Source organism: Bradyrhizobium sp. USDA 372 (assembly GCF_053629095.1).
The window spans coordinates 3,710,823-3,729,298 of record NZ_JBRJHR010000001.1; the positions used below are offsets into that span (position 1 = coordinate 3,710,823).

13 protein-coding genes are annotated in these 18,476 nt (G+C 64.7%); 7 read left to right on the forward strand and 6 right to left on the reverse strand.

Translation table 11 applies throughout. The features are described from left to right. Nucleotides 1–15 precede the first annotated feature (15 nt). Nucleotides 16–1,275: an urea ABC transporter substrate-binding protein gene (gene urtA / locus AB7M16_RS17595; protein ID WP_172788873.1), complete on the reverse strand. Its 1,260-nt coding sequence runs from the start codon at nt 1,273–1,275 to the stop codon at nt 16–18. 168 nt (nt 1,276–1,443) lie between these two features. Between urtA and AB7M16_RS17600 the strand changes: the two genes are divergently transcribed. Both AB7M16_RS17600 and AB7M16_RS17605 read left to right on the forward strand, forming a co-directional pair. After that, nucleotides 1,444–4,815 carry a hybrid sensor histidine kinase/response regulator gene (locus AB7M16_RS17600; protein WP_453944650.1) on the forward strand — a complete coding sequence of 1,124 codons (3,372 nt, stop codon included), beginning with the start codon at nt 1,444–1,446 and terminating at the stop codon, nt 4,813–4,815. After that, nucleotides 4,799–5,725 (forward strand): response regulator, encoded by a 927-nt coding sequence (locus AB7M16_RS17605; RefSeq protein WP_453944651.1) that lies wholly within the window; start codon nt 4,799–4,801, stop codon nt 5,723–5,725. Before AB7M16_RS17600 ends, AB7M16_RS17605 begins: the two co-directional genes overlap by 17 nt. A 240-nt stretch (nt 5,726–5,965) precedes the next feature. Here AB7M16_RS17605 and AB7M16_RS17610 read toward each other — a convergent pair whose 3' ends face one another. Both AB7M16_RS17610 and AB7M16_RS17615 read right to left on the reverse strand, forming a co-directional pair. Next, the gene (locus AB7M16_RS17610) at nt 5,966–7,468 is read right to left on the reverse strand and encodes a flavin-containing monooxygenase (RefSeq protein WP_453944652.1); all 1,503 of its coding nucleotides are present in this window, start codon (nt 7,466–7,468) and stop codon (nt 5,966–5,968) included. A gap of 125 nt (nt 7,469–7,593) precedes the next feature. After that, on the reverse strand, nt 7,594–8,352 hold the full coding sequence (locus tag AB7M16_RS17615; protein WP_453944653.1) for a S1 family peptidase: 759 nt from the start codon (nt 8,350–8,352) through the stop codon (nt 7,594–7,596). A 104-nt stretch (nt 8,353–8,456) separates the two neighbouring features. On the opposite strand from AB7M16_RS17615, the gene AB7M16_RS17620 reads away from it, so the two are divergent. Then, the gene (locus AB7M16_RS17620) at nt 8,457–9,092 is read left to right on the forward strand and encodes an HAD-IA family hydrolase (RefSeq protein ID WP_172788878.1); all 636 of its coding nucleotides are present in this window, start codon (nt 8,457–8,459) and stop codon (nt 9,090–9,092) included. A 121-nt stretch (nt 9,093–9,213) separates the two neighbouring features. On the opposite strand, the gene mtnA is transcribed toward AB7M16_RS17620, so the two are convergent. The 3 genes from mtnA to AB7M16_RS17635 form a co-directional block, all read right to left on the reverse strand. After that, the gene (gene mtnA, locus AB7M16_RS17625; protein ID WP_453944654.1) at nt 9,214–10,320 is read right to left on the reverse strand and encodes an S-methyl-5-thioribose-1-phosphate isomerase; all 1,107 of its coding nucleotides are present in this window, start codon (nt 10,318–10,320) and stop codon (nt 9,214–9,216) included. A gap of 30 nt (nt 10,321–10,350) precedes the next feature. Continuing rightward, nucleotides 10,351–11,226 carry an S-methyl-5'-thioadenosine phosphorylase gene (locus tag AB7M16_RS17630; RefSeq protein ID WP_453944655.1) on the reverse strand — a complete coding sequence of 292 codons (876 nt, stop codon included), beginning with the start codon at nt 11,224–11,226 and terminating at the stop codon, nt 10,351–10,353. A 192-nt stretch (nt 11,227–11,418) separates the two neighbouring features. Beyond that, on the reverse strand, nt 11,419–11,691 hold the full coding sequence (locus tag AB7M16_RS17635; protein ID WP_453944656.1) for a phosphopantetheine-binding protein: 273 nt from the start codon (nt 11,689–11,691) through the stop codon (nt 11,419–11,421). 360 nt (nt 11,692–12,051) lie between these two features. Between AB7M16_RS17635 and AB7M16_RS17640 the strand changes: the two genes are divergently transcribed. The 4 genes from AB7M16_RS17640 (at nt 12,052) to AB7M16_RS17655 (ending at nt 18,312) form a co-directional block, all read left to right on the forward strand. Then, entirely contained in the window at nt 12,052–13,263 is a 1,212-nt protein-coding gene (locus tag AB7M16_RS17640; RefSeq protein WP_453944657.1) for an acyl-CoA dehydrogenase family protein, read from the forward strand. Between the two features lie 56 nt (nt 13,264–13,319). Continuing rightward, complete coding sequence (locus AB7M16_RS17645) at nt 13,320–14,300, forward strand: amino acid--[acyl-carrier-protein] ligase (protein ID WP_172788883.1); 981 nt, start codon at nt 13,320–13,322, stop codon at nt 14,298–14,300. A 41-nt stretch (nt 14,301–14,341) separates the two neighbouring features. Further along, on the forward strand, nt 14,342–15,217 hold the full coding sequence (locus AB7M16_RS17650; RefSeq protein WP_172788884.1) for a GNAT family N-acetyltransferase: 876 nt from the start codon (nt 14,342–14,344) through the stop codon (nt 15,215–15,217). Between the two features lie 227 nt (nt 15,218–15,444). Beyond that, complete coding sequence (locus AB7M16_RS17655) at nt 15,445–18,312, forward strand: PAS-domain containing protein (protein ID WP_453944658.1); 2,868 nt, start codon at nt 15,445–15,447, stop codon at nt 18,310–18,312. The last annotated feature ends 164 nt before the right edge of the window (nt 18,313–18,476 follow it).

Sequence of the window (18,476 nt, forward strand, 5' to 3'; positions counted from 1 at the left end):
AGTGCGACGGGCGACTTACTGGTAGCCCTTCGGGAACGGATCCGGCTCGACGAGGTCGGCGGTCTCGAAGATCAGCTCGAACTGGCCATCGAGCTTGGCGCGCCCCACCCGGGTCTTCGACCAGAGGTGATGGTTCTCGTGGATGCGCACATAGCCTTCCGGCGCGCCCTTGAACTCGACGCCCGGCGAAGCCGCCGCGATCTTGTCGACGTCGAAGGAGCCGGCCTTCTCGACCGTCAGCTTCCACAGCCAGGGGCCGAGATAGGCAGCCTGGGTGACGTCTCCGATCACGGTCTTCTCGCCCCACATCTTCTTGAACGCGGAGACGAATGCCTTGTTGTTCGCATTGTCGAGCGACTGGAAGTACTTCATGCAGGCGTACGCGCCCGCGATGTTCTCGCCGCCGATACCGTCGATCTCGTCCTCCGTCACCGAGATCGTGAGCAGCGGCTGCTTGGCGAGATCGACGCCGGCCGCCTTGAGCTGCTTGTAGAAAGCGACGTTGGAACCGCCGACGACGTCGGTGAAGATGACGTCCGGCTTGGTCAGCTTGATCTTGTTGATGACCGAGTTGAACTGCGTCGAGCCGAGCGCGTAGTACTCCTCGCCGACGACCTTGCCCTTGAGCACGTTTTCGACGTGCTTGCGGGCGATCTTGTTGGAGGTGCGCGGCCAGATGTAGTCCGAGCCGATGAAGAAGAACGACTTGGCGCCCTTCTCCTTGGCGATCCAGTTCAGGCCGGCGAGGATCTGCTGGGTCGCTTCCTGGCCGGTGTAGATCACGTTCTTGGACTGCTCGAGGCCTTCGTAGAAGGTCGGGTAGTACAGCATGCCGTTATACTGCTCGACGACCGGAAGCACCGCCTTGCGCGAGGCCGAGGTCCAGCAGCCCATGATCGCCGCGACCTTGTCGTTGACGAGGAGCTTCTTCGCCTTCTCGGCGAAGGTCGGCCAGTCCGATGCGCCGTCCTCCTGGATGAACTTGATCTTGCGGCCGAGCACGCCGCCGGCGGCGTTGATCTGCTCGATCGCGAGCTTTTCGGCCTGGATCGAGCCGGTTTCGGAGATCGCCATGGTGCCGGTCGCCGAATGCAGGATGCCGACCGTGACCTCGGTGTCGGTGACGGCCAGGCCCGTGGTATTGACCGCCGAGGTCGCCGGCGCCTGCGCAAAGGACGCCCGCGGCAGCATCGTGATGGCCGGCACGGCCGCCATCCCCATCAACAATTTGCGCCGCAGCGGCGACAACAGGCCCTTGTTTGCTTCGTCTGACATGAGCACCCCACTTTTGTTCGAGAACAGGCGATTGGTGCCGTGAGGATGGCTCGAATTTATGCAGCGCACGCATACGCAAGATCGCGTATACTGCACCGCAAAATGCCGACGTAGGCTTCTGGTACGGAATTTGCGAGGGGTCCGGGTCCGTATCGGGAGTGGGGTTAAGTGGCAGGGCGGCAGCGAATAGACCGCGTCAGGCGCCAGTACAATCAATGGGTCGCCAACCAGACGCTGGAAGATTACGCCCTGCGCTTCACCGCCAAGAGCGCGCGGCGCTGGTCCGCCGCCCGCGTCGCCAACACGGCACTGGGCGCGATCTCGTTCCTGGCGATGGAGGCGATCGGCGGGACCATCACGCTGAACTATGGCGTCACCAACGCGACCGCGGCCATCGTCGTGGTCTCCGTCATCATCTTCGGCTGCGGGGTGCCGATTGCATACTATGCCGCCAAATGCGGCATCGACATCGACCTGCTGACGCGGGGTGCCGGCTTCGGCTACATCGGCTCGACCGTCACCTCGCTGATCTACGCGTCCTTCACTTTCATCTTCTTCGCGATCGAGGCCGTGATCCTCGCCTCCGCGCTCGAGATGTGCTTCGGGATTCCGCGGCCGGTCGGCTATCTCATCAGCGCCGTCGTCATCATCCCGCTGGTGGCCTATGGCATCACGCTGATCAGCCGCTTCCAATTGTGGACGCAGCCCCTGTGGGTGATCCTTCACATCATCCCGTTCGCCGCGATCGCCTGGCATAACCCGCACTCTTTCGCGGAGTGGCACAAATTCTCCGGCGAGCACGGCGACCTCAACGGACATTTCGATCTCCTGCTGTTTGGCGTTGCGGCCTCGGTCGTGTTCTCGCTGGTGGCGCAGATCGGCGAGCAGGTCGACTTCCTGCGGTTCCTGCCGCGCGATCGCCGCGCCTCCAGGGCCTCCTGGTGGATGGCGCTGATGAGCGCCGGGCCGGGCTGGATCGTGCTGGGCGCGCTGAAGCTGCTGGCGGGCTCGTTCCTCGCCTTCTTTGCACTCAGCCATGGCGTGCCGCCCGAGGAGGCCGCCGAGCCGGCGCACATGTATCTCGAAGCGTTCCGCTACGTGCTGTCGCAGCCTGACCTCGCTTTGGCCTTGACCGGCACCTTCGTGATCCTGTCGCAGGTCAAGATCAACGTCACTAACGCCTATGCCGGCTCGATCGCCTGGTCGAACTTCTTCTCGCGTTTGACCCACAGCCATCCCGGGCGCGTGGTCTGGCTGGTCTTCAACGTTATCGTGGCCCTGCTGCTGATGGAGATCGGCGTCTACAAGGCGCTGGAGCAGACGCTGGCGCTCTATTCCAACGTCGCGATCGCCTGGGTCGGCGCGCTGGTCGCCGACCTCGTCATCAACAAGCCGCTCGGATTGCGGCCGCAGCAGATCGAGTTCAAGCGCGCGCATCTCTACGACGTCAACCCGGTAGGCGTGGGAGCGATGACGATCGCAACCATCGTCTCCATCAGCGCCTTCTACGGCCTGTTCGGGCCGACCGCGAAGGCGCTGTCGGCCTTCATCGCGCTCGCGGCGGCCTTCCTCACGGCACCGTTGATCGCCTGGGCCACGGACGGCAAGTACTACATCGCGCGCAAGCCGAAGCGGAGCTGGCAGAACATCGAGGCGATCCAGTGCTGCATCTGCGAGCACTCGTTCGAGCCGGAGGACATGGCCTCCTGCCCCGCTTATGCAGGCCCGATCTGCTCGCTGTGCTGTTCGCTGGACGCGCGCTGCCACGATCTCTGCAAGCCGCACGCAAGATTCCAGGCGCAGGTGTCGGAGACGCTGGGCAGGCTGATGCCGCAACCGATCTATGCCCGGATCAACTCGCAAGTCGGCCACTATATCGGCGTGTTCGTGATCTCCGCCGGCCTGATCGCCCTGGTGCTGGGACTGATCTATCTTCAGACGTCGGCGAGCGTGCACGGCGACAACGAGCTCGTGTCCGACGTGCTGTGGAAGGTGTTCTTCTCGCTCAGCATCATCATCGGCGTGGTGGCGTGGCTGTTCGTGCTGGCGCAGCAGAGCCGTCGCGCCGCCGAGGCCGAGACGCGGCGTCAGACCACGCTGCTGATCCAGGAGATCGATGCGCACAAGCGCACCGACGCCGAGCTCCAGCGTGCCAAGGAAGTTGCCGAATCCGCCAACCTCGCCAAGAGCCGCTATGTGGTGGGGTTGAGCCACGAGCTGCGCTCGCCGCTCAATGCGATCAGCGGCTACGCGCAGCTGCTCGAGCAGGATACGAGCCTTGGCGCCAAGCCGCGCGACCAGGTCCGCGTCGTCCGCCGCAGCGCCGACCATCTCTCCGGCCTGATCGACGGCATCCTGGACATCTCCAAGATCGAGGCAGGGCGGCTGTATTTGTCGCGCGACGAGGTGCGCCTGAGCGAATTCCTCGACCAGCTCGTCGGCATGTTCCGCCTCCAGGCCGCGGCCAGGGGCATCGACTTCGTGTTCAGGCGGCCGGCAACGCTGCCGCGCGTCGTCTATGCCGACGAGAAGCGGCTGCGTCAGGTGCTGATCAACCTGCTCTCGAACGCCATCAAGTTCACCCAGTCCGGCAGCGTGCAGTTCGTGGTGCACTATCGCAGCCCCGTCGCCGAGTTCGAGGTGATCGACACCGGCCCGGGCATTCAGGGCGGCGATCTCGAACGCATCTTCGCGCCCTTCGAGCGGGGCGCGCTCGGCGCCTCGCAGCCGCAGACCGGCACCGGGCTCGGGCTCACCATCAGCCGCCTGCTCGCCGGCGTGATGGGCGGGGACATCAAGGTCACGAGCACGGTCGGCACAGGCTCGACGTTCAAGGTCAAGATCCTGCTCTCGGAGGTCACCAATCCCCAGCGCATCGCGCCGGTGGAGGCGCCGGTCTCCGGCTATCACGGCGCGCGCAAGACCATCCTCGTCACCGACGATGATCCCGTGCATCGCGACCTCCTGCGCGAGGTGCTGACGCCGCTCGGCTTCATCCTGCTGAGCGCGCCCGACGGCGCCGGCTGCCTCGCACTGGCGCAGCATTGCCGGCCCGATCTGTTCCTGCTCGACATCTCGATGCCCGCCATGGATGGGTGGGCGGTCGCCGAGGCCTTGCGCGCCAGCGGCCATCATCAGGCGCGCATCCTGATGGTGTCGGCAAGCGCGCTCGAGGCCCATGGCGCGCCATTGGCGCAGCCCTTCCACGACGGCTACCTGATGAAGCCGATCGACATCCCGCGGCTGCTGGCGACGATTCGCCAGCTCCTCAAGATCGAATGGCAATACGGCTCGGAAGACGTCGCGGTGCCGTTCTGGCATCCGGAGACCGGATCGAAGCCGCCGCTGCGGCATATCGAGGCGCTGATCGGGCTCGGCCAGATCGGCTACGTCAAGGGCATCCAGCTGAAGCTGGACGAGATCGGCAGTGAGCACCCCGAGCATGCCGACTTCGTCGCGCAGATGCGGTTGCTGGTCGACCGCTTCGATCTCGACCAGTACATGGCCACATTGAAGACGTTGCATGCTTATGAGCATTGAACCGAAGAAGCGCGACGTCGCGCTGGTTGTCGACGATTCCCCGGAGACGCTGCGGCTGCTCACCGACGCGCTCGACGGCGCCGGCATGACGGTGATGGTGGCGCTCGACGGCGCCGCGGCAATGCGCATCGTCGACCAGATCACGCCCGACATCATCCTGCTCGATGCCGTGATGCCGGGGATCGACGGGTTCGAGACCTGTCGCCGGCTCAAGCGCGATGCGGGCCTCGCCAATGTCCCGGTGATCTTCATGACGGGCCTCGCCGAGACCGAGCACATCGTGCGTGGACTGGAAGCCGGCGGCGTCGATTACGTGACCAAGCCGATCGTAATCGAGGAGATGCTGGCGCGGATCCGCGTCCATCTCGGCAATGCCCGGCTGACCCAGAGCGCGCGCGCCGCGCTCGACGTCTCCGGCCGTTTCCTGTTCGCGGTCGATCGCCAGGGCAATTTGCTGTGGGCGACGCCGCAGGCGCAGAAGCTGCTGTCCGACCATCACGGCGCACAGGCCGACGACTTCGTGCTGCCGCCGGCACTGCTGCAATGGCTCGAGCAGGCGAAGATCAAGAGCGGCTCGAAATCCCAGGCCGCGTCGCTGCCTGACAATCCGCAGCTCCGCTTCTACTACATGGGCGAGACCGCGCCGAACGAATTTTTGCTGCGGCTGTCCAAGGAAGCCGGCACCGCGCTGCCGCCCGAATTCACCAGCGAGCTCGGCCTCACCACGCGCGAGGGCGAGGTGCTGGCCTGGCTCAGCAAGGGCAAGACCAACCGCGACATCGCGCAAATTCTGGGCCTCAGCCCGCGCACCGTCGACAAGCACCTGGAGCAGATCTACGCCAAGCTCGGCGTCGAGAACCGGACCGCCGCAGCGGCGATCGCGGCGAATGCGACGAGGCGGAATTCGTGAGCGGCGTGTGAATGCGTTGGAACGCCGCCAGCCCAGTAAACAGCGTCGTCCCGGACAAGCGCAGCGAAGCGGAGCGCCGATCCGGGACCCATAGCCACAGGGAGTAGTTTGGCGAAGACTCGGAGTAGCCAGCTCGCTCTATAACCACCGCCTCGGAGTATGGGTCCCGGGCTCGCTTCGCGCCCCGGGACGACAGTGGGGTGTGGGGTGAGCATCGCCGCCCCTCACCTACGAACGATCTCAACCGTAAACAAACGCCTTGTCGTCCAGGTCCGTCTTCGGGATCTCGTCCTTCTCGGTCCAGTAATCCTGGCTGTGCTGCCATTCCGGCTTGTCGCCGCGCTTGGGCAACAGGTTCATGTTGCGCATCATGTAGCCGGGGTTGAAGTTTTCCGGGTCGATCCAGGGCAGGATCGGCATGTTGTGGTCCTCGGGGCGCAAGCTCACCTCGACCTTCTTGGCACCCTTCGCCTTCATGTGGCCGAGCAGCCGGCAGACGAAATCGGCGACGAGATCGACGCGCAGCGTCCAGCTGGCGCGGAAATAGCCGAACACCCAGACCATGTTCGGCACGCCCGTGAACATCATGCCGCGATAGGTGACGGTGTCGCCGAAGGCGAGCGGCTTACCGTCGACCTCGAAGGCGATGTCGCCGAGCGCCGCGAGATTGAAGCCGGTCGCGGTGACGATGACATCGGCCTCGAGCAGCTTGCCGGACTTGAGCAGGGTGCCGTTCTCGACGAAGCATTCGATCTCGTCGGTGACGACGGAGGCCTTGCCGCTGGCGATTCCCTTGAACAAATCGGCATCCGGCACAAAGGCGATGCGCTGCCGCCACGGCCGGTATTTTGGCGTGAAGTGGGTCTCGACGTCGTAGTCGGGACCGAGCACGGCGCTGATCTGGCCGATCAACTCCTTCTTCACTTGCTCGGGCTTGGACACGCAAAGCTTGGTGAAGGCGTCCTGCTCGAACAGGATCTTGCGCCGCACGATCTCGTGGATCCAGGCTTCGTCGACCTGCAGCCGTCGCAGCTCCTCCGCGATCTCGATGGCGTTGCGGCCGAGGCGGAAATAGGTCGGCGAGCGCTGCAGCATGGTGACATGGGCGCATTTGTCGGTGATGTTCGGCACCAGCGTTGCCGCGGTGGCGCCCGAGCCGATCACCACCACCTTCTTGTTCGCGAGATCGATATCGTCGGGCCATGTCTGCGGATGGACGATGCGGCCCTTGAAGCGATCCATGCCCTTCCATTCCGGCGTGTAGCCTTCGGAATGGCGATAATAGCCCTGGCACATCCAGAGGAAGTTGGCCGTGAACGTCCTGGGTTCGCCGGTGTCGGTCGTCACCGCCTCGATGGTCCAGAGATTCTGCTCGCTCGACCAGCTCGCGGAATTGATCTTGTGCTTGTAGCGGATGTGCCGCGCAATATCGTTGTCGTCGATCACCTCCTTCATATAGGTGAGGATCTCCTCGGCGGTCGCAATCGGCGGGCCGACCCAAGGCTTGAAGCTGTAGCCGAAGGTATGGAGATCACTGTCGGAGCGAATGCCGGGATAGCGATGTGTGCTCCAGGTGCCGCCGAACGTTTCCTGCGTCTCCAGGATGACGTAGCTCGTGCCCGGAAGCTGCTTCTGGATGTGATAGGCGCTACCGATGCCGGAGATGCCGGCGCCGACGATCAGCACGTCGAAATGTTCAGAAGCCTGTTTGGCCGTGGCGTGACTGCGAACAGCGACATTCATTGTTGCTTCTATGCCTTGCTTGTCTTTGTGGCCGTCCTTGACCAGACGGCGCGTTTCCTCCGCGACGGGCATGATCACCCGCCGCGCCTCCGCTTCAAAATGACATAGATCAAGTCGCGGTCAAATCACAGTGCCGCACCCCAGCTCCGCGCGGTCTGCAAGATCCAGTCGCGATAGAGCGTCAGCGGCGTCACGCCGGTCAAGCCGCCGCAACCGTCGGCGCCGTTCGGTCCTGTCGACCAGCTGATGAGGCCGACGAGCGCGGGACCGTTCGGCCTGTCCTCGAACACGGGGCCGCCGGAATCGCCGGTGCAGGCGCCAATTCCGTCGCGAACACCGTTGGTTACGGGATCGACCAGGCGAATCTGGAGCGTGCCGGGCTGTCCGGTTGCAACGAGGCCGGCCACGCGCGTGGTACCGCCGCTCTTGCCGTCACCGCGAACCGTGACGCCAATGCCGGCGATGACGAAACGGCTGCCGACCTGAATTGGAATCGCGGGCATGCCGACCGTCACCGTGGATTTTCCCTTCAATGGAATTTCCAATTGCAGCAGCGCCACGTCGGCGGTGGCGCGATGCGCCTGCATCGCCTGCATGTTGAAGTTCGGATGGATCGCGACGGTGCGCACGTTCAGCAATTGCGGCTGGCCGTCGCCGCCGCGATCGACGACCTTGTAATCCGCGCCGGGCTGAACACAGTGCGCGACTGTCAGGATTACCCGTGGCGCAATCAGGCTGCCGGTGCAGAAATTGCCGCGCGAGCCGACGATGGTGACGACGGCGCGAGCGACGCCATCGGCCTGCGGCGTGCCGCCGCCGACAATGGCGTAAGCGGGCGTCGCGAGCAGCAGCGCAGCTGCGATGAAGGCGGCAGGCTTCTTCATGGAAACACGCATCGGCATCGGTGAAGGCGGGCGATTGCTTCGGACTGGCTCTTGCCGATAGCGCATGCTAGCCCTCTTGGAAAGCAATTGACGAGGGCAGGATAGTGGCGATCGAGGCGGTGATCTTTGATTTTGGCGGCGTGCTGACGAGTTCGCCCTTCGAGGCGTTCACGCGGTTCGAGACCGAGCGCGGCCTGCCCGCCGATATCATCCGGCGCACCAACGCCGCCAATCATCTGGAAAACGCCTGGGCCAGGTTCGAGCGCGCCGAAGTGGACATTGAGACCTTCGACCAATTGTTCGCCGCCGAATCGCTCGCGCTCGGCGCGGAGGTGCGCGGCCGCGACGTGCTGCCGCTGCTGCAGGGCGATCTGCGCCCGGAGATGGTCGAGGCCCTGAAGCGCATCAAGGCGCAGTTCAAGACCGGTTGCATCACCAATAATCTGCCGGCCAACGCGATCGGCAGCATGACCGGGCGTTCGCTTTACATTGCCGAAGTCATGGTGCTGTTCGACCATGTCATCGAGTCCGCCAAGATCGGTCTGCGCAAGCCGGATCCGCGCATCTACCAGATGATGGTCGAGACGCTGAAGGTCGATCCGAACAATTGCGTCTATCTCGACGATCTCGGCGTCAATCTGAAGCCGGCGCGCGAGATGGGCATGACCACGATCAAGGTGACGAGCGGCGCGCAGGCGATTGCGGAGCTGGAGAAGGCGACGGGGCTGAAGTTGGGGTAGCGCATCATACTCCGTCAATGCGAGCGCAGCGAAGCAATCCAGACTGCCTCCGCGGAAAGACTCTGGATTGCTTCGCTACGCTCGCAATGACGGCGTGGAGCCATCTCGCCTGGTGAACCGACTACTTCGCCGCGGTGGCGATGCGCTCCGGGAACGCAGTTGCCAGCGCGGCACGATCCGGCTTGAGCACACCGCGCTCCGTGATGAGACCGGTGACGAGCCGCGCCGGGGTCACGTCGAAGGCGTAGTTCGCGACCGGCGATCCCTCCGGCACGATCCGCACCGTCTCAAGCCGGCCGTCGGCGGTACGTCCAGTCATGTCGGTGACCTCCACGCCGCTGCGCTGCTCGATCGGGATGTCGCGGATGCCGTCATGGACGGCGAAATCGATCGTGGGAGACGGCAGCGCGACGTAGAACGGCACGCCATTGTCATGCGCGGCGAGCGCCTTCAGGTAGGTGCCGATCTTGTTGCATACGTCGCCATTGGCGGCGACGCGGTCGGTGCCGACGATGGCGAGATCGACCATGCCGTGCTGCATCAGGTGCCCGCCGGTATTGTCCGGGATTACCGTATGCGGCACGCCGTGATGGCCGAGCTCCCAGGCCGTGAGCGAAGCGCCCTGATTCCGTGGCCGGGTCTCGTCGACCCAGACATGGACCTTGATGCCGCGCTCATGCGCGAGATAGATCGGCGCCGTCGCCGTGCCCCAGTCGACGGTGGCAAGCCAGCCGGCGTTGCAATGAGTCAGCACGTTGACCACTTCGCCCGGCTTCTTCGCCGCGATCGCCTCGATCAGCTCAAGGCCGTTGCCGGCAATGCCGCGGTTGATCTCGACGTCCTGCTCGACGATCTCGTCGGCGCGCGCATAGGCCGCTTCCGCCCGTTCCACCGGGTCGATCGGCGCGAGCACGTAGCGCATCTCGTCCAGCGCCCATTTCAGGTTGATCGCGGTCGGGCGCGCCACGACCAGCGTGTCATAGGCGCGCTTCAGCCCGGCGTCGGAGGCGTCCTCGCGCATCGCGAGCGCCATGCCGTAAGCGGCGGTGGCGCCGATCAGCGGCGCGCCGCGCACCAGCATGTCGCTGATGGCAACGGCCGCATCTTCACACGAGGTCAGCCGCGCAATGACGAATTCATGCGGCAACCGGCGCTGATCGATCGCGCCGACCGACCAGCCGTCGCGCTCGCGCCAGATGCTGCGGAAATGCTTGCCGTCGACCTTCATGGCATTCTGCCTTTTCGTTCTTCTTGCGTCTCACGCCCGCAGGATGCGCCCGGCCACCGCATCGAGCTTCTTCAGGAGCTCGGGATCGCGCGCCTCCGGCGCCGTGATCAGCGCGGTGTCGAGCGCACGGTCCGAACCGATCGGGCACGGCTCGTGCTCGCGCGGAAAATCCTTGGCCAGCCGCGCCACCAGAGCCTTCGCCTTGTCGGCGTTCGAATTCAGCACGCGGATGATGTCCTGCACGGTGACCGCATCGTGGTCGGGATGCCAGCAGTCGAAATCCGTCACCATCGCGACGGTGGCGTAGCAGAGCTCCGCCTCACGCGCGAGCTTGGCCTCGGGCATGTTGGTCATGCCGATCACGGAATAGCCTGATGTCTTGTAGGTCATGCTTTCCGCGTAAGTAGAGAATTGCGGCCCTTCCATGCAGACATAGGTGCCGCCGCGCGCGATCGCGATGCCCTCCGCTTCGGCGGCTGCCGCCAGATGGATGCGCAGCCGCGGCGAAACCGGGTGCGCCATCGACACGTGTGCGACACAACCGCGGCCGAAGAACGAGCTCTCGCGCTTGTGGGTGCGGTCGACGAACTGGTCGACGAGAACGAAGGTGCCGGGCGGCAGTTCCTCCCTGAAGGAGCCGCAGGCCGAGAGCGAGATCAGGTCGGTGACGCCGGCGCGCTTCAGCACGTCGATGTTGGCGCGATAGTTGATGTCGGACGGGGACAGCCGGTGCCCCTTGTCGTGCCGCGGCAGGAACACGATCGGCAGGCCGGCGATGGAGCCGCGCCGCAAGGGCGCAGACGGCTCGCCCCAGGGGCTCTTGATCACCTCTTCGCGCGCACCCTCGAGGCCGGGCAGGTCATAGATGCCCGAGCCGCCGATGATGCCCAATACCGCCTGCGTCATGCCTGCTCCACCGTGTCCGTCAAATGTGACATGGTTAAGCTATGCCAGTTTTCAGGCAATTTTGGAACGGGAGATGGTCTCGATTTGCGTCATGTCGAGCTCGCGCTGAAGCGACGAAGCAATCCAGACCGCCACCTCAGAGGCAGTCTGGATTGCTTCGCTTCGCTCGCAATGACGGAGGATAGATCCGGGTTAAGCCGCGGCCGCCAGCTGCAGCTGGGTCGCCACCATCCGCTCCAGCGTCTCGACGGACTGGAAATTCTCCGGCGTGATCTCGGACTGCGGGATGGTGAAGTCGAATTCGGCCTCGACCCCGAGCATGAGATTGACCATGTCCATCGAGGTCAGGCCGATATCGACGAGCTTGGCCGCGGGCGCAACGTCTGCGGCAAGCGAATTCTGTTCGAGAATGCCCTTCACCAGCTTGATGATGCGATTGCGCAAATCGGTATCGAAGGCCTGCATCGGCAAAATTCCCATCTGTTGATCGGGGTCGGACCGGACTGCCGGCTACGATGGTCGCGGCCTGCCGGTCCTGCAATGGGCGGCACCAATACTTCGCGTTTCTTAGTAAACGATGACTCAGATTGTCCGAAATCCAGGCTTCTTCCAGAGTCCTAACGTGATGCCGGAAAATCCGGTGATGCGAACAACCGGACCTTAACTGTTCGTTCGGAATTGGGTTTTGTTTACCCTCTATTTCATCGACGAATTTGAATTAAATCCGTAGCCTCGTCTCACAAGCAAAGATGGCTGGAGGATCGCTTCAAGCGGCATCGGGAATGGTGCCGGCGATCTCGAACGGCAAACCGGAGGCGGACGAGCATGAACGTGCGTGAAGCAGTCCTCACTGTCGACGAAACGAGCTATCTCGAGCAGGGTCCCTCCCTGATCGAGCGCGCCGTCCGGACCGCCGCCGCGGCCGCGGCCGACGCAGATGGGGTCGATCGCGACGCCCGCTTCCCGCACAAGGCCTTCGACGTCGCGCGTGAGCAGAAGCTGCTCGGCGTGATGGTTCCGGTCGAGTTCGGCGGCCTCAGTGCCTCGATTCACGACGTCACCGACATCTGCTACACGCTCGGACGCGCCTGCGCGTCCACGGCGATGATCTACGCGATGCACCAGACCAAGGTCGCCTGCGTCATCAGGCATGGCCATGGCATTCCCTGGATGGAGACCATGATGCGCCGGGTCGCCCGCGACCAGTGGCTGCTCGCCTCCTCCACCACCGAAGGCCAGAACGGGGGCAACATCCGCGCCAGCGCCGCCGCGGTCGACCATGCCGGCGACACCGTCTCGCTGATGCGCGACGCCACCGTGATCTCCTACGGCGCCGAAGCCGATGGCCTCGTCACCATCGCCCGCCGGGCAACCGACGCCGCCGCCTCCGACCAGGTGCTGCTGGCGCTCGCCAAGGACGATTATTCGCTGAAGCGGACGCTGGGTTGGGAAACGCTCGGCATGCGCGGCACCTGCTCGACCGGGTTCGAGCTGAAGGTCGACTGCCCCGCCGACCGCGTCTTCCCGGAATCCTACGACAAGATCCACGCCCAGACCATGACGCCGTTCGCGCATCTGTGCTGGTCGTCGGCCTGGGCCGGCATCGCCGCTGCGGCGGTAACGCGCGCGCAGGCCTTCATCCGCAAGGCGGCGCGCTCGTCCGGCGGGCAGATGCCTCCGGCCGCGGCGCACTTCACCGCCGCCAAGATGTCGCTGGCCAAGCTGCGCGCGCTGATCGCCGCCAATATCGACGCTTTCGCCCGCGTCGAGCATGACGAGCGTGCGCTGGCCTCGCTCGACTTCCAGTCCTCGATCACGCTTCTGAAGGTGCAGGCCTCCGAGCTCGCGGTCGAGACCGTGATGCATGCGATGCGTACCGCGGGTCTTGCCGGCTACCGCAACGACGGGGAATTCACCATGGGCCGCCACCTCCGCGACGTGCTGTCATCGCCGATCATGATCAACAACGACCGGATCCTGGCCAACGCCGCGACGTCGACATTGATGAGCGGGGTGCCGACGAGCCTTCGCGACTGACGTGCCTCCGCAATCGCTTCAACAAGAACAATTTTGAGATAGCAGGACATCGAACCATGAATATTGCCGTCCTCCCCAACTCGCCCGCCACCGCGCCGCAGATGACCGATCCGCTCGATCATCTCGCCGACAAGCTGTTCCACCGCATGGGCGCCGATGGCGTCTATGCCCGCACCGCACTCTATGAGGGCATCGTCGAGAAGCTCGCCGCGCTGATCACGGGCCATCGCGAGGCCGGCACCGAGGTGATGCGCTTCCCGCCGGTGATGAGCCGGGCGCAGCTGGAGAAGTCCGGCTATCTCAAGAGCTTTCCGAACCTGCTCGGCTGCGTCTGCGGCCTGCACGGCACCGAACGCGAGATCAACGCCGCGGTGAGCCGCTTCGATGCGGGCGGCGACTGGACGTCTTCGCTGTCGCCGGCCGATCTCGTGCTGTCTCCGGCCGCCTGCTATCCGGTCTACCCGATCGCGGCGAGCCGTGGCCAATTGCCGAAGGGCGGCCTGCGCTTCGATGTTGCCGCGGATTGCTTCCGCCGCGAACCGTCGAAGCATCTCGACCGGCTGCAATCGTTCCGCATGCGCGAATATGTCTGCATCGGCAGCCCCGATGACGTCGCCGATTTCCGCGAGCGCTGGATGGTGCGCGCGCAGAAGATCGCGACCGATCTCGGCCTCACCTTCCGCGTCGACTATGCCAGCGATCCGTTCTTCGGCCGGGTCGGCCAGATGAAGGCGGTGAGCCAGAAGCAGCAGCAGCTCAAGTTCGAGCTGCTCATCCCGCTGCGCTCGGAAGAGCAGCCGACGGCATGCATGAGCTTCAACTATCACCGCGAGCATTTCGGCACGACCTGGGCAATCCAGGACGCCGACGGCGAGCCGGCCCATACCGGCTGCGTTGCCTTCGGCATGGACCGTCTGGCCGTCGCCATGTTCCACACCCACGGCACCGATCTTTCCGCCTGGCCCGCCAAGGTGCGGGACGTCCTGGGCCTACAGCCGCCTGTCGCGGCCGAGGCCCATGGCGAAGGCTGGCGCTGACCCAACTCACGAGGCCGGCCATTTCCACGGGCAAGACGAGCGTGATCCATACCAAGGTCCGATGCCGCGAGATCACCGAGTCCGACGTCGATAAGATCGCGGACTTGCTGACGCGCGGCTTCGTCGGCCGTTCACGCGACTACTGGATTCAGGGTCTGCGCCGGCAGGCCTTCCGGACCGTACCGGAGGGCTATCCGCGCTTCGGCTACATGCTCGACGACGACGGCACGCCGGTCGGCGTGCTGCTCTTGATCTACAGCGCACGCAAGGAGGGCGAAGAGACCGCCATCCGGTGCAATTTGTCGAGCTGGTATGTCGACCCGGCCTACCGCAACTATGCTCCGCTGCTGACCAAGATCGCCCAGCGGCACAAGCACGTCACTTATTTCAACATCAGTCCGGCGCCGTGGACCTGGCCGATCATCGAGACGCAGGGCTTTCGCGCCTATTGCCGCGGCATATTCTTCTCCGTCCCTGCGTTGGCGCGCGTCCCGCGCTGGAACAAGATCGAGGTCATTCCGCAGCACGCCAAGGAGATCAAGGGGCTCTCCGAGGCGGAGACCGAGCTTCTGACGCGACATGCGCGCTACAATTGCCTCAGCCTGGTGTGCCGCACGCCGAAGGGAACGTTCCCCTTCGTCCTGCAACCGGTGCGCATCCGCCGCGGTTTCATCGCACCTCCCGCCATGAAGCTGATCTATTGCCGGAGCGCCGCGGAATATGCCGAATGCGCCGGCCGCATCGGACGGCTGCTGCTGCGGCTCGGCAAGATCGCGGTGGCGATCGACGCCAATGGGCCGGTACCCGGCCTCGTCGGCCTCTACACCGAGCGGCGCGGCCGGAAATACTTCAGGGGCCCGCATCAGCCACAGCTCGGCGACCTCACCGATACGGAGCTCGTGCTATACGGGCCGTAGAGCAACGCCGGCTCTGTCGTCTGCACGAGCGGAGCGGGAGCATCGCCGCGCTCATCCGGAGCTAGGGCCTATCGCCTTGGCGGCGGGCCGTTTACGCGTGCGCTCACCATCGCAGGTCACCCTCCGTAAACTACGGCGCTTAAGGGAATTTTCCGGCCTCTTCGTTACCCTCGGCGGCTGAATTAGGTTGCATTAAGTCTATTGCTGGCCGAGGCCCCGCCGACCCCATGATGTCGACCCGCGACACCGAGCTTGGTACAGGCCGTGAGCAGGGCCCGGGCGCCCTGGTCGCGCTGAGCCAGCTTGCGCTCGACCACATGGAGCAAGGCGTCTGCGTTTACGACGCCGACAACCGGATCGTGCTGGCGAACCAGCGCTACCTCACGCTGTTCGACATGTCGGCCGAAATCGTGCGGGTCGGCACCAGCTACCGGGAGGTGCTCGCGCACAGCGCAAGCCGCGGCAACTTTCCGCAGGACCAGCTCGACGCGTTGTATTCGACGCGAATGGCGCAGATCGCCGCGGGCAAGCCGTTCCGCACCGAGCAATTGCTGGCGAGCGGCCTCGTGATGTCGCTCCAGCTGAAGCCTCTCCCCGGCGGCGGCTGGATGACGATCTGCGATGACGTCACCCGCCTCGCCCGACTCGAAGCGGAACTGCGCGTGCAGACCGAGCGCAGCCAGCACGCGCTCGCCAACATGTCGCACGGGCTGATCATGTACGACGTCGACAGCCGCGTCGTCGTCTGCAACGAACGGTTCCTGAAGCTCTACAACCTCGATCCCGAGATCGTGCAGCCGGGCATCGCGCATTCCACGGTGATCGAGCACTGGATGTCGCGCGGCAACCTGCCGGGCATGTCGGGCGACGAATTCTACCAGAGCCGGCTGGACGATGTGCGCAGCAGAAAGCCGAAGACGCTGCTGGTGATGCGCTACGACGGACGGATGGTGCAGACGGTCTCCCGTTTCCTGCCCGACGGCGGCTGGGTGACGGTGCACGAGGACGTCACGGAGCGGCTGCAATACGAGGAAACGCTGCGGCAGCAGAATTTCATTCTCGATGCGGCGCTGGAGAACATGGCGCACGGGCTCGCCTTCTACGACAGCGAGATGCGGCTTCGGGTCTGTAACACCACGTACCGCAAGATCTACCTGTTGTCACCGGAGGAGACCCGGCCCGGCACCCATCTGGCCGAGCTGATCGAGCGATCGATGGCGAACGGCGCGTTCACCTCGGAATACAGCCCGCAGCAGATCCTCGAAGCCGCCCGCGCCCGGATCGCGAATCGCGATTCCTCGCCGATGCGCCGGCGCATGTCGAACGACACCGTGGTCTCGGTGCGCTATTGCGCGCTGGCCGAAGGCGGCTTCGTCGCCACCTATGAGGACATTACCGAGCGCGAGCGCGCGGTCGAGGAGCTGAGCGAGCAGTACCGCCGGTTCGACGCCGCCCTGAACAACATGAGCCAGGGCCTGTGCATGCTCGACGCCAGCCTGCGCGTCATCGTTTGCAACCGCCGCTATATCGAGATGTACGGATTGTCGCCGGAGATCGTGAAGCCAGGCGTCTCGATGCGGGACATCATGGAGCACAGCTGCGAGCTCGGCATCCACCCGAACATGACCGGCGCCAAGCTCTATGCCGACTACATCGAGAGGCTGCGCGAAGGCGAGCACACGCTGCACCGCCATTTGAGCGACGGCCGCATCATCAAGCTCAATCACAAGCGGATGGAGCACGGCGGCTGGGTCGTGACCTATGAGGACGTCACCGAGCGCCACAAGGCCCAGGCCCGGGTGGCGCACATGGCGCGGCACGATTCGCTCACCGACCTGCCCAACCGCACGCTGTTCCGCGAGAAGATGGGCGAGGGACTGAACCAGGTCGCAATCGCCGGCGGCGCCATGGCGGTGCTGTGCTTCGACCTTGACAATTTCAAGACCGTCAACGACCGCCTCGGCCACGCCGCCGGCGACCGCCTGCTGCGCTGGGTCGCGGCGCGTCTGAAGGAGAATGTCGGCGAGCACGACACCGTCGCGCGGCTTGGCGGCGACGAGTTCGCCGTGCTCCAGCGCGGGCCGCAGCCGCAATCGGCTGAGGCGCTCGCCCGCCGCCTCGTCGAGATCATCGGTCATCCGCCGCCGCTGGAAAGCCAGTCGATCCACGTCGGCGTCTCCGTCGGCATCGCGATCGCACCCGACCACGGGCTCGATGCCGATGAGCTGATGAAATGCGCCGACCTTGCGCTGTACCAGGCCAAGGCCAAGGGACGCGGCGCCTATCAGCTGTTCGAGCCCGAGATGGAGGAACAGGCGCGCAGCCGGCACGCGCTGGAGCAGGACCTGGTCGGCGCGCTGGAAGGGCGTGAATTCCACCTGGTGTTCCAACCGCAAATGCGGCTCGATTCCTCCGAGCTCACCGGCTTCGAGGCATTGCTGCGCTGGAAGCATCCCTCGCGCGGCTTCGTCTCTCCGGCCGAATTCATCCCGATTGCGGAGGAGAACGGGCTGATCGTTCCGATCGGCGAATGGGTGCTGCGCACGGCCTCCGCGACGGCTGCGTCCTGGCCCGGCGTCACCGTCGCGGTGAACCTGTCTCCGGTGCAGTTCCGCTCCCGCGGGCTGGTGGCGATGGTCACGAGCGCGCTTGCGGAAGCCGGCCTGCCGCCGCAACGGCTTGAGCTCGAGGTCACCGAGACGGCGCTGCTCGACGACAGCAAGGCGACCATCGACATCCTGCACCAGCTCCGCGCACTCGGGGTGCGCGTCAGCCTCGACGATTTCGGTGTTGGCTATTCCTCGCTGAGCTATCTGCGCAAGTTTCCGTTCGACCGCATCAAGATCGATCGCTCCTTCGTCGGCACGCTCGGCGAAAGCCCGGAGAGCGTTGCCATCGTCAGAACGATCGCGAGCCTCGGCTCCGTGCTCGGCGTCGAGACCACGGCGGAGGGCGTGGAAACCGAGGAACAGCTCGACTTCGTGCGCGAATGTGGCTGCACCGCGGTCCAGGGCTATTATTTCGGCAAGCCGTGTCTCGCCTCGGAGGTCAGCCGCACCATTGAGACGCTGAACATGGTCCGGCGCGTGGCCTGACCGCTTCGCCGCTCAAATTCCGTCGCTCGGCACGCGGCCAAACGACCAATTGTCGCATCTGTCGGCTCTGTCGGCGTTAGGACCGACGGCCGCGCAGCGATGCGCGCAATGCGCTTTTCTTCTCCGTCAAATTCAGAAACAATCGCCCTCACAAGAACGAGAGA

What these genes read in the sequence shown, in the direction of transcription:
- urtA (WP_172788873.1), bottom strand. Translation starts at nt 1,275, where the DNA reads ATGTCAGACGAAGCAAACAAGGGCCTGTTGTCGCCGCTGCGGCGCAAA.
- AB7M16_RS17605 (WP_453944651.1), top strand. Translation starts at nt 4,799, where the DNA reads ATGCTTATGAGCATTGAACCGAAGAAGCGCGACGTCGCGCTGGTTGTC.
- AB7M16_RS17610 (WP_453944652.1), bottom strand. Translation starts at nt 7,468, where the DNA reads ATGAATGTCGCTGTTCGCAGTCACGCCACGGCCAAACAGGCTTCTGAA.
- AB7M16_RS17615 (WP_453944653.1), bottom strand. Translation starts at nt 8,352, where the DNA reads ATGAAGAAGCCTGCCGCCTTCATCGCAGCTGCGCTGCTGCTCGCGACG.
- mtnA (WP_453944654.1), bottom strand. Translation starts at nt 10,320, where the DNA reads ATGAAGGTCGACGGCAAGCATTTCCGCAGCATCTGGCGCGAGCGCGAC.
- AB7M16_RS17630 (WP_453944655.1), bottom strand. Translation starts at nt 11,226, where the DNA reads ATGACGCAGGCGGTATTGGGCATCATCGGCGGCTCGGGCATCTATGAC.
- AB7M16_RS17635 (WP_453944656.1), bottom strand. Translation starts at nt 11,691, where the DNA reads ATGCAGGCCTTCGATACCGATTTGCGCAATCGCATCATCAAGCTGGTG.
- AB7M16_RS17640 (WP_453944657.1), top strand. Translation starts at nt 12,052, where the DNA reads ATGAACGTGCGTGAAGCAGTCCTCACTGTCGACGAAACGAGCTATCTC.
- AB7M16_RS17645 (WP_172788883.1), top strand. Translation starts at nt 13,320, where the DNA reads ATGAATATTGCCGTCCTCCCCAACTCGCCCGCCACCGCGCCGCAGATG.
- AB7M16_RS17655 (WP_453944658.1), top strand. Translation starts at nt 15,445, where the DNA reads ATGATGTCGACCCGCGACACCGAGCTTGGTACAGGCCGTGAGCAGGGC.